The sequence below is a fragment of the Ktedonobacteraceae bacterium genome (assembly GCA_035653615.1).
In the GTDB taxonomy this organism is placed as follows: Bacteria; Chloroflexota; Ktedonobacteria; order Ktedonobacterales; family Ktedonobacteraceae; genus DASRBN01.
This window is the reverse complement of the sequence record DASRBN010000015.1, coordinates 109,584-121,445: the sequence shown is the minus strand read 5'-3', so window position 1 is coordinate 121,445 and position 11,862 is coordinate 109,584. Positions and strand designations below refer to the sequence as shown.

Sequence of the window (11,862 nt, the reverse complement as noted above, 5' to 3'; positions counted from 1 at the left end):
CTAAAGGTAGAAATGTTAGGGGCATTGAAGGATGAAAGAATAGTCAGGCGCAAATTGTCAGAAAAAGTTTTGTTGTCCGGCAATCGCAAGATACTCTTTCTGAGTAATGATCTTCACCGCAACAGGATCATCGATTCGTACAAAAAGGTGTACACCTGTGACCGTGTTCTTGAAGAAAGCAACATACGCCTTCGTGACCGGCCCGTACCAAAGAACAGCTGGAAGCTCTGCCTGTTCAATAGGGAACCCCCAGTATGTACGAGAGCTATCGAAGGGATAATTGAATAGTTGCTTGAGTGGGGCCAAATGCCAGGCAGGTGTACTTTTCCCTGGAAGAGTTATTTGGAGCGTAATAATTTGACCAACCCTGTTCAATCCACGAGCGCGGACAACACCAACATTAAATGAGCCAACGGATCCGAACGATTGGATGGTGGTCGGCAATGTGGTAGAAGTATTAGGATCAGATGACAGGTATGATACAACCTCAACATGTGGAATCTTTTCACCGGCAGAACGAAATGCATAGAAGAAACGAAACTCCTGATTAGTAATGTCCATATACTTAATGCTGAATGTAGCCTCGGTATTTTGAGCCAGGAACTGCTCCTGTTGCCTCTGCCAAACAAGTGTTGGCGGTCGAGATTCACCGGTTCCTGGGCCAGACGACGGTTGGCGGAAATAGGGAAGTACCAGAAGCAGGGAACTGCCGAGCAGCAAGAGACAAAGTATAGATGCAATGAGAGGCAGAGAAGTTCGCCAGGTCCTCTGGCCAGGTCCTCTATTTTTCGTGTGATTCTCTTGTAATATCCCGGCAATTGGCTCCCGCCTCATCTTTTTTTCTCTTTTTATCGTAATTTCATCGAGAACCCGGCTAGTAAGCGGAAAGGGCTCCTCATCATACGGCATCTGTACAGTCTCTCCATCCTGATTATGCTCGTGATCATAAGCAGGGAGCCTGGTGAAAAGCCCCCGAAAATGTTGAACTGTTGCTAACAGGTGCTGACACTCACGACAAGTAGCCAGATGTTTTTCTACTGCTTCCTGCTCATTCCTCTCAAGCTCACCGGTGGAATAGGCGTCCAGCAAAAGAACCATTTTTTCATGAGGGGTATCTGGATAAGCAGAGTTCCCGGTAACATGGCGTTGATTGCTCATACTAGTTCCTCCATATCCAGGGCTTTATAGGAGTGTACAAGACAACGAAACGCCTCTTGATCACTCCTACTAGCTTGTTGTATCCACTCAAGTTCTTGTATACCCGCTGATATATCCATACCGAAGCCTCACCTGGCTCGTTTTGGTACTCTGCTTGCCTTATATTACATAACTCCCTTGTTCATATATCTGTCTCTATCTACATAGCCATCCTAACAGGTATAACAATATGAACAACCAAAAGCAGACAAAAGACTCTCTATAACCTCCACTCAGCAGATGTTATAGTTGACCATTCCTCTCCCACATGGTATCATCACCCTGCAAACGTTATTGTCCCTGGCGCACACTTTTCCGCGCCGCCAGTCTGGAAAGGAGGTAGAAAGATGAGCAAAAGCGCACGTCGCGCAACATCGATATCCAGTATGAAGGCATGGAGTTATAGCGAGGATGCCGGGAAAATATAGACGTTGAACTATCCCTTCGCGTCCCATTGTTCTCGATTATTAGAAAATGCATCCTCTTCTCAATCTCCATAAACGTCATCTAATCAGGATGATCCTGTCTTCCACTTCGCTTCCTCTTGTGCTGGAACTCCTTGTCGCGCGTATCCTCATTCACTGACCCCACCTGTTTGTTTTTGCTGTGGGGTGAGATGTTTGTGTCATTTGCGATTGTTCAAACACGACTATGAGGAGCATCCTTTTGCAATCAACCGATTCGATTACGACAGAACCGCCTGTGCAGCCCCCGGCAAATGATCTTGCCGCGGGAAAAGCTAGCTCTGCACGGGGTGCGATGGCGCCTGCACGCTCGCGCGGTAAAAAATTTTTGTCGTACTACAAACCATACCTGGGCCTGTTTCTCGCGGATATGGCCTGCGCGCTGATTGTATCAGCGATTATGCTGCTACTGCCGTTATGCGCGCAATACATCATTAAAAACATCTTAGCAAGCAATTCGCCTCAGAAGCTGGATGATATCTACCTGATGGGCGCGCTCATGCTGGCGCTGGTTGGTATCTATACGCTGTGTACCATCTTCATTGACTTTCAAGGGCATATGATGGGCGCCAGGATGGAAAGCGACATGCGCGGTGAACTATTCGAGCAGTATCAAAAGCTCTCGTTCAGCTTTTACGATGAACAAAGAACAGGGCAATTAATGACCCGGATTACCAATGATACATTCGCGCTGGCCGAATTGTATCATCATGGGCCTGAGGATATCGTCGTTACCTGTTTGACGGTCGTGGGCGCCTTCATTATCCTGGTGAAGATCAATATCGCGCTGACGCTGATCGTCTTTCTCTTTTTGCCGGTGATGGCCGTTTTCGCGCTGTACTTCAATAAGAAGATGAACAGGGCGTTACGCAGCAGCAAGGACAGGATCGGCGATATTAACGCGCAGGTTGAAGATACGCTCGCGGGCATTCGCGTGGTCAAGTCGTTTACCAACGAAGATATTGAAACAAGCAAGTTTGCCTACGCCAACCGGCGTTTCCTGGCAAGCCGCAACGAAGGTTATAAAAGCGAGGCGTACTTTTCCGGCGGATTGATGGCGTTCACGCAGCTCATTACCATCAGTGTGATCATCTTTGGCGGCATTGCCATCGTTCACGCTTCCCTGGATGTGGCCGACCTGGTGACGTACCTCTTATGCATCAGTATCCTGATAGACCCCATCCAGAAATTAGTCAATTTTGGCAGGCTCTACCAGGAAGGAATTACCGGGTTTCACCGCTTTATGGACATGATGGAGATTGTGCCTGATCTCCAAGACGCGGAAGACGCGATTGATCTGAGACAGGTGCGGGGCCATATAGAGTTTCAAGATGTCAGCTTCAGGTATAAAGAAGACCAGAAGGATGTCCTGAAGAACCTCTCGCTGGAGATACAGGCGGGAGCATACGTGGCCCTGGTTGGCGCTTCCGGCGCTGGCAAAACAACGCTCTGCTCGTTAATTCCGCGTTTCTACGATGTGAACGCGGGGAAAATATTGCTGGATGGGCGGGATATCCGGGAAGTGACCTTACGCTCGCTGCGCAGGAACATCGGGATTGTCCAGCAAGATGTGTACCTGTTTGCCGGAACTGTCGCGGATAATATCCGTTACGGGAAACTTGACGCCAGCCGGGAAGAAATCATCAACGCGGCCAAAAAGGCGCACGCGCACGATTTCATTATGGCGTTACCGGATGGCTATGATACGGATATCGGTCAGCGCGGCGTCAAACTCTCAGGCGGGCAAAAGCAACGCTTGAGTATCGCGCGTGTCTTCCTCAAAAATCCGCCAATTATCATTTTTGATGAGGCGACGAGCGCGCTGGATAATGAAAGCGAAAGGGCTGTGCAGGATTCATTAGAGAAGTTAGCCAATAACCGCACTATGCTTGTGATTGCGCATCGTTTGTCAACCATCCGCAATGCACAAAGAATAGTCGTGTTATCTGACGCCGGGATCGCCGAACAGGGTACACACGAGGAGTTACTCGCTTTGAACGGTGTGTATGCGAACCTGTACAACATGCAGGCCAAAATATGAGGTGGGATGAGGAAGTTTGACGGAATAACTGGTAAATGACTTGAACTGTGTTATTCTTCATTTCGGTTGCAAATGCAGCTGAAATGAGACGCTGAATAGGAAAGGCAATGATCTTCATGCAACAACAATGAGTATAAGAAAATCAAAGAAGAGCGAGATGAATACCTCATTCTTTCGCAATAGCGTGAAGAGGGTGTAACAGGCGTTTTCACCGTTTGGGACAGATCGCGACGAGACGATCACTTTCCGGGACTAATGATGGAGTTTGATACAAGAGTTCGGCAGGGGCTGGTTTCTCACCTGTGGGCCGATCATGGTGTTTGACAAAATAATCTAGCAATGGACGCGGGCCGATTGATCGGCCCGCCGTGCTATCCCCTCATTATTCGCTAAATTTCATCATCATGGCCAGCTCGTCTCGGTCAAAGGCGTAATGATGACTTCTTGCAGGGCCGATTCGGGTGGCACCTGGGCCGCGAAGACGATCACCTGCGCGACGTTGGCCGGGTCCTGTAAATTTGCCTGTTCGGGCATAGGGATGCCCTGGTCGACGAAGCGGTCGAAGAAGTGCGTGCGCATGCCGCCGGGGATGATGGTGGTAACGCGTATGCCATAGGGTCTGCCCTCGACGCCGAGGCCGCGACTGAAGCCCACGAGTCCCCACTTGGAGGCATGATAGGCGGAGGCGTTGGCCCAGGCGCGGGTAGCGGCGGTGGAGGCGATGTTGATGATATGGCCGGAATGCTGCTCGCGCATGATGGGCAGCGCGGCTTTGGCGAATAAGAAGGGGCCGCGCAGGTTGACGGCGATGACCTGGTCCCACTGCTCAATGGACATATCTTCGACGGAAAGCGTGTGGTCGATGGCGGCGCAGTTGACGACAATGTCGAGCCGCCCGAAGCGCTGCTGGACGGTGCTGACAACATTGGAGACAGCCTGCGCATTGCTGACATCACATTGCAAGGCGATGCTCTGAGTATCTTGCGCCTGCAGGTCATGTTGGACGCGTTGGGCGGCGGCTTCGTTGATATCGATGCAGGCAACGGCGCAACCGGCGGCTGCAAAAGCGCGGGCGGTGGCTTCACCAAGGCCGCTGCCGGCTCCGGTGACGAGGACTACTTTGTCTTTCAACATATTTTCTTGCATGTGTTTGCTCCTTTGTTTTTGAGTGCTTCGTTTTTTGGGGCAAGGCGGGAGAAGCCGAGGCCCCAAGGGCGATAATGCCGTTTATAAGTTATTGTGGTAATTCGCATGGGGGCCGATGAATCGGCGCTGTGTACGATCAATCGACCCCTACAGCCATCCCGTGGCGAAACCACGGCGGGCCGATAAATCGGCGCTGTGTACGATCAATCGGCCCCTACGGGTTACCCGCCGGCATGTTCATTTACGTGGACGGGTAGGTAGACATGAAATTCCTCGATGAGTTGCTCGAAGAGGGCGGTGGCGTTGGAGGTGCGATCTTCGACGGTGGTGGGCAGGCCGAGGTGATAGGTACCGCTGGGGAGGATGCCACAGCCACCATATTTGCGGATCAAGAGGAATTGGACGACGACCTCTTCTCCTGCATGGACGGGCGGGAGTCGCTGCCACCAGGAGAAGCCGCCGACGTCGAGAAGTTTGGCACGGTCGAAGAGGATATTGGCACCGCCGACCCAGGCAACTTTATAGCGGACAATGCCGCCGGCGTGGACGAGTTGTTGTTCGAGGTGCAATGGATTGGCGGCGTTATTGACGGCGTGGCGCTCCCAGGGAATGGTGCTGGCAGTAAAAGGTTCTGGTTGGACGGGGCCGGTCCAGAGTTCGATGTGTTGCTGGTGAGGTCGCACGTCATTGAGGTAGCCGAGACCGGTGGCGGGACAGCCGACGAAGCCGCATCTCTCCGCCTCGAGCACGCGCAGCATACGCTCCATGACGGGCGGGTCGAGCAGCACATCATCATCGAGATAGTGGACATATGGAGCATGACTCTGTTCGAGCAGGAAGTTGCGCTGCTCGGCGAGGCCTTTGCGCGGCAGGTGACGGTGCAATTGCACGTCGTGACCATGCCAGCGCAGGGCCTGAACCAGCGTAGTAATTTCGATGCTGTCGAGGTACGAAAAGTCGTCGTCTGTCTGATCCGAGATGATGACGTCGAAATCAGTAAACGTCTGGCCGAGCAGGCTGGTTAGAACAACGGCGAGGCCGGTTTTGCGAGCATAGGTGGGTATCAGGACATCAACTCGCGCCAAGGTCTCTACCTCCTGTAAAGGTGTCATCCGACATTGATGCCTTTGGCAACACGGCAAGTGAGAGGCTTTCTACCGGCAATGTTTCATGCATACGCTCGGCGAGGACTGCATCATAGAGGGCGGCGGTGCGCATGGCAACGATTGACCAGGTAAATTCATGTTCCACACGCGTCCGGGCGGCATGGCCCATCTGCTCGCATAAGCCGGGTTGAGTGAGAAGATCACGCAGGCGGCCAGCGAGCGCTTCTGGATTGCGCGGCGGGACGAGAAAACCGGTTTCGCCATCCTTAATGGTAAATGTGAGACCGCCGACGGCTGAGCCAATCACGGGGCGACCGCAGGCCATGGATTCCAGTGGAGTGAGACCGAATGGCTCATACCAGGGCGTGGTAACGGTTACATCTCCAGCGCTATAGTAATAACGCAGCTCATTCGGCTGCCGCTTGCCTGCGAAGCGCACAAAATCGGTGACGCCGAGTTCCGCGGCGAGTTGTTGTAACTCTCCGATTTCAGGTGTGGCAACCGGGTCTGGCTCCTCTGTTTCACCTCCCACGACCAGGAGGGTGATTGGCCGGCAAGATGCCTTTGCAGCGCCTGTATCCTGTTTTAGCAATACAGCGAGGGCGCGCACGATGTTGCGAATATCCTTACGCGGCAGCATGCGCCCAACATAGACGATAACGTTGCCCTCTACAGGCAATCCGATACACCGCCGGGCCTCTTCCCGCGGCACGGGTTTGAAGACACGGGTGTTAACGGCAGAGGGGATAATGACGACTTTGGCGGGATCAGCTTTGTAATCATCGACCAGTTCCGTGCGTTCGTTTGGACATTGGGCAATCAGTCTATCAACCTGGCGGATGACCTCCATTTCGATCTTGATACGGTCGCCCGGGCTGGTATCGACTTTTTTCTGATGCCGGCGCTTGGTCTTGCCCATAGCGTGGAAGATCTGAATGACGGGAATACCGAGTCGCTGCCGTAGCTCGCCCGCGACCCATCCAGACATCCAGAAATTGCCATGCAGCAGGTCGTAATGAACTTCATCGCGCTGCATAAATTCGAGGAAGGAGTCACGAAATTCGGGCATGAACGGCCAGAGCTCATCCTTGGGACGCGGTTGTAATGGCCCGGCTTTGAGGTGTATGACGCGAACGCCAGGGCCCCACTCGATGACTTCGGGAGTTTCGATACTATCACGGCGAGTAAAGACATCGACGGCGTACCCTCGACGCGCCAGGTTACGACTGACCTCGTCCACGTAGACATTTTGCCCACCTGCATCGGCTCCTCCCAGGATGGCAGTGGGACTGGCATGCTCACTTAAAAACGCAATCCGTGTTGGTCGATCCATATTCATTCGGTATCCTCTCCATGCCACAAGGTGGCATTACTGATCTTATTCCGACCGGAAACGCCGCTCGCACTCATCCGGTCAGAAAAGCAGTTCTCAGCGCATCCATGCTGCTGGCATAACCATTTCAAATGCGTGGTTCCAATCGTGGATGAAACGATCAAGGCCGAACCGCTCACGAGCAACGGCTCGCGCATTCTCCCCTAACTGGTAGGCTTTCTCTTTATCCACGAGTAGAGAGCGCATTTGGTTGACAAGTGTATCGAGGTCGCAGGACACATAGCCGGTTTTACCATTTTCGATGACGGTTGGCAGTTCTGTTGTCGCCAGGGCGACGACCGGCATACCGATGGTCATGGCCTCGATCACAGCCAGGGGCAGGCTGGTATAACGAATCGGGCTGAATAAGAAGCGGTATCCTGCCACGAGATGATGTAATTCGCGGTATGGGATATCTCCCAGGCCACCGAACGCCTCGGTCTCCATTCCTACAGCGTCCAGGGGCACCTTCTGTCTGGCATGTAGGAACAGGTCGTAGCCGGCAACGCGGGGCCGCTTCTGCATGCCATTGACGACGGTAATACCGCGCTCAAGATGCCCGCTGTAGCGAATTGTAGGGTCAATGGCTACGCTGTGTTCGATAACGATGGTTGGGGTACGTCCGTTGTCCCACATCAGCCGGTTGTAGTGGGTGACATGCACAAGCAGGACATCGGGATCGTCAATCGGGTGACGCGTGTCGACGGCATTGGGTTTGGGCGTGTTGTGTTCCAGGTAGATTTTCGGCAGGCGGCGTTGTTCCGAACTCAATAGCTCGAATTGATCCTCGAAGTAATTCTTCGGCGTTTGATAGATGATGAGGTCAAGATCGAGATTCCGCACCTGCTCTGCTGGAACTTCGCGCACGTAATCGGGCAGGTCGAATGTTGGGCCGCGACCGCCATATCCCTCCGGGCGACCGGGTTTGATGGGCAGGTACCAGTTGTGGTCGAGCCGGGCCAGGGTATTGAGATAGCTACCATGAATATGCCAGATCAATATGTTGAGACGCCGCATGGAATACCTTCACACACCTTTCACTATAGTCGAATGTTCTGCTATGACAGGCGACAGCAAGGATATTGCCGCCTCTGCAACCTCGTCGGGATGAATCCAGCGCAGGCAGCGATGATCGATAGGACAATCCCAGTAACCGCAGGGACTGCATGCTACCGGGCGCCGGATGACGCGATGCCGCTCTTGATCGAGCGGCGCCCAGCGCCGGTAATCCGCCGGGCCAAAGATGGTGACGCTGGACACATCGAGAGCATTCGCGATATGGGCAGGGCCGGTATCGTTGCTGATGAACAGGTCCAATTCGCTGATTAAGGCGGCCAGGCCACCGAGCGAAGTTTGTCCCGCTATATTCAACGGCGATGTAGCCATCAAATCTACGACTTTCTGTACAATTGGCTCTTCAGCAGGACCTCCGGTCAAGATTACCTGTGCATTAAAGCGTTGCGCGAATGTGTCGGCGAGCCGGGCAAAGTATTCGGCAGGCCAGCGGCGAGACGGCGGTCGGGCGCCTGCATGAATGCCAATCCAGGGGCGCGTCGCCAGGGGGAGCCGCTGGAGCAACGCCGATGCCTCCGCGTAATCCTGGTTGTACAATGGAAACTCCAGCCTGGGATCAACGTCGCGGCAACCGAGCAATCGGACTAACGCGAGATTGCGCTCAATTTCTGAGAGGTGCTGTGGGTACTTTCGACCGAGCGTCAATCTAGCGGGTCGTTTGCCTTGAAAGTAGCCAACCGTTACATCTCCTCCAAGTTGAAGCGCGAACGGATTGCTGGCGGTGCCATCTCCATGCATCTGGATGACCAGGTCATAACTGTAGGCCCGCTGTTGCGCGAGAAAACGCGCGGTACGCTTGGGATTGACTTCCACTTCGTCAATACCGGGGAAGCCGGGAAATTCAACAAAGCGGTCAATGTAGCGGCTGAAGCGCCGTACAAATGAGGCCGCCCAGGGAAGGCCGATGAGTGTTATTTCGGCGCAAGCAAATCGTTCGCGAAGCGCGCGCAATGCCGGTACAGCCACCAGGAGGTCGCCGAGTTGGAGCGCTCGGAAGATGGCGATACGCCGTATTTCCCTTTCCTTGCTTAACATACATCCACACTCCCATCCAATTCTGGACGGCTGCCAACGGGAGACCTCATGGGTTCGTCCCTACGCGAATCGGGCAGCGAGGTCAGTAAGGATTCAACCTCTTCGACTACCTCTTCGGGCGAGATGTCGAGGCAGGGCTGGCCGATAGGGCAGGTAAAGAGATAACAAGGGTGGCAGGAGGTGTTTCGCCTCAGCAACCGCGCGCGCGTTGCTCTTGGACGCCATTGCTCCTCGAAGTCGGTACCGGAGAACAGGACGGCTGCCGGAGTTCTCAGGGCATCGGCAAGATGCATGGGCAGGGTATCATTGCAGATGACGAGAGCCGCGCTCTCGACGAGGGCAGCATATTCAGCCAGTGTGGTTCCACCAATCAGGGAATGGGCCTGGGGCGCATGTTCAATGACCTCTTCGATCAACGCCGCTTCGCGTTCAACGCCGGTTACCAGCACCTGCCAGCCGCGCCGGGTCAACAGACGAGCGAGCACGCCATAGCGTTCTGGTGGATAGCGGCGGGCCTGCGCGCTGGCGCCCGGATGAAGCAGCAGATATGGCCTGTCCGGGTTGATTCCGGCGTTATTGAGTAAAGCCGGTACGGCTGCTCGCGCCTCTGAAGATAGGGAAACCATGAGCTGGCGGTCATGAACGACGAAGCCAAGCTGCTCGACGAGGCGCAAATTTCGCTCTGCCTGGTGCAGTTGATCGGGCGAGCCTTTCAATTCGTTCGTCAGGGTGCTGCCGCCGAACTCCTTCGATTCTCCGGCACGAAGTGGAATACCCGCCAGGTAGCAGACATAGCCGGGAACATGCGGCGTCTGGCTGAACGAGGTGAAGATCAAAGCGGCATCGAATCCGCGCTGAGCCAGGATATCGATCAACTCGCGCTCGCGTGACGGGTCAAAAGGCATGCGCCCACCGACATCCTGCCAGATAGGGCGCCACGTGATGACATCATCGATCCAGGGCAGCAATGGAACCGCGGTCGCCCCGGCGGGACTCGCCAGGAGTGTGAGACGAGCCTGCGGCGAAGTTTCCTTTACCGCTCGTAAGGCAGGGCCAAGCATGATGACATCGCCGATATTGTCCAGCCGCACGGCCAGTATGTTACGAGCCTCAAGCCATTCCTTCATCGCTCTACCTCCACTTGTTGCGCTTCATACATATGATGTGCCGTTCCTGGCACATTTTTCGAGGCGGGTAAGTTCTCATCCCTCGCCCCTACAGCTTGCACGAGTAGCTCGCTTGCTGCGTTGACAACCATCTGCGGCGAGACGAGGCGCAGGCACTCGTGTCCATAAGGGCAGATGCGGCTGTAGCAGATGCGGCAGGATACATCATGATACAGTTGGCGATGAGCCACACGCCAGGGTCCCCATTGTTCAGGGGGATTGGTGAGGGCAAACAATGCCACGACAGGAGTTTTTAGCGCTGCTGAGATATGCATCGGCCCTGTATTGTTGGTAATGGTCAAATCAGCGGCCTCGATGAGCGCGCAAAACTCAGGGAAAGACAGTTTTCCGGCAAAAGCAAAGGTGGACTGGCGCGTCTCCGGTCCCAGTTGATCCAGCACTTGCTCGACTAATGCCATCTCGTCGTCTGCGCCGGTAAGCGCGACTACCGCCCCAAGCTGTTCGACTACTAAATCGACCACCTGCGCGTACATTTCCCAGGGGTAGGTGCGGGCCGGCATGCTGCACCCGGGATGAATAACTATCAGTGGGCGGCGCGAGTCGAGGTCGGCAGCAGATAAACGCCGGGCTAATTGAGCGCGCGCCTCTTGCGGCACCTGCAAAACCAGGTCGAGGTTGTCAGTTGTGAGGCCAATCGCACCCACCAGGTCGAGGCCGCGTTCGACTTCGTGCATCATGCGCTCCGGGTGTTTGTGGCGCGTGGTTAGCAGCGAACCGGGGCCGTCAATAGAAGCGGCAACACGCAGCGGGATATCCGCCAGGTAACACAGGTAAGCGGCCGGCAGCGAACTTTGATGATACGAAGTGAAAATAATGGCGCCGTCGAATTGCTGTTCGCGAATATGGTCGATCATTTGCTGCTCGCGTTGGCTATCTTGCGGCAGTTTGTGCCAGGGGTCCATCCAGGGGGCTTGATAGACAATTACATCATCGAGATCAGGATTGAGACGGGCGACCTGGGCACCGACCGGGCTGGCCAGCAATGTCAAACTGGCACGCGGCAGCGAAGTTTTTATAGCATGCAAAGCAGGCGTGGTGACCAGCACGTCACCAAGGTTATCAAGCCTGACAGCCAGTACTTTTTTGACTGTCAACCATCGCTCGTCAATCATTATTTCCCCTCGTTCGTATCATTAACCGGTTTGAATGATCGTTCTTTTGTATAGATGTGATAGTGCCAGAGACTGAAGATTCTTCGCTGCGCTCAGAATGACATTCACTGTGCTCAGAATGACGTGCA

The 11,862-nt window shown here is 54.3% G+C and carries 9 protein-coding genes; 1 reads left to right on the top strand and 8 read right to left on the bottom strand.

What is annotated here, in order from left to right:
- Positions 1-57: 57 nt before the first annotated feature.
- Positions 58-1,158 (bottom strand): zf-HC2 domain-containing protein, encoded by a 1,101-nt coding sequence (locus VFA09_08140; GenBank protein ID HZU67233.1) that lies wholly within the window; start codon positions 1,156-1,158, stop codon positions 58-60.
- Positions 1,159-1,863: 705 nt separating this feature from the next.
- Between VFA09_08140 and VFA09_08135 the strand changes: the two genes are divergently transcribed.
- Complete coding sequence (locus VFA09_08135; protein ID HZU67232.1) at positions 1,864-3,702, top strand: ABC transporter ATP-binding protein; 1,839 nt, start codon at positions 1,864-1,866, stop codon at positions 3,700-3,702.
- Between the two features lie 402 nt (positions 3,703-4,104).
- Here VFA09_08135 and VFA09_08130 read toward each other — a convergent pair whose 3' ends face one another.
- From VFA09_08130 to VFA09_08100, 7 genes are all read right to left on the bottom strand, one after another.
- Positions 4,105-4,848 carry an SDR family oxidoreductase gene (locus VFA09_08130; protein HZU67231.1) on the bottom strand — a complete coding sequence of 248 codons (744 nt, stop codon included), beginning with the start codon at positions 4,846-4,848 and terminating at the stop codon, positions 4,105-4,107.
- Between the two features lie 221 nt (positions 4,849-5,069).
- Complete coding sequence (locus VFA09_08125) at positions 5,070-5,933, bottom strand: glycosyltransferase family A protein (protein ID HZU67230.1); 864 nt, start codon at positions 5,931-5,933, stop codon at positions 5,070-5,072.
- Positions 5,920-7,287: a glycosyltransferase gene (locus tag VFA09_08120; protein HZU67229.1), complete on the bottom strand. Its 1,368-nt coding sequence runs from the start codon at positions 7,285-7,287 to the stop codon at positions 5,920-5,922. The genes VFA09_08125 and VFA09_08120 overlap by 14 nt, the downstream gene beginning before the upstream one ends.
- Before the next feature lie 96 nt (positions 7,288-7,383).
- A complete protein-coding gene (locus VFA09_08115; GenBank protein ID HZU67228.1) occupies positions 7,384-8,343 on the bottom strand; it encodes a glycosyltransferase in 960 nt (319 codons plus the stop codon).
- Between the two features lie 9 nt (positions 8,344-8,352).
- The gene (locus VFA09_08110) at positions 8,353-9,435 is read right to left on the bottom strand and encodes a glycosyltransferase family 9 protein (protein HZU67227.1); all 1,083 of its coding nucleotides are present in this window, start codon (positions 9,433-9,435) and stop codon (positions 8,353-8,355) included.
- Positions 9,429-10,562 (bottom strand): glycosyltransferase family 9 protein, encoded by a 1,134-nt coding sequence (locus VFA09_08105; protein ID HZU67226.1) that lies wholly within the window; start codon positions 10,560-10,562, stop codon positions 9,429-9,431. The genes VFA09_08110 and VFA09_08105 overlap by 7 nt, the downstream gene beginning before the upstream one ends.
- Positions 10,559-11,734 (bottom strand): glycosyltransferase family 9 protein, encoded by a 1,176-nt coding sequence (locus tag VFA09_08100; protein ID HZU67225.1) that lies wholly within the window; start codon positions 11,732-11,734, stop codon positions 10,559-10,561. Before VFA09_08100 ends, VFA09_08105 begins: the two co-directional genes overlap by 4 nt.
- Positions 11,735-11,862: the final 128 nt, after the last annotated feature.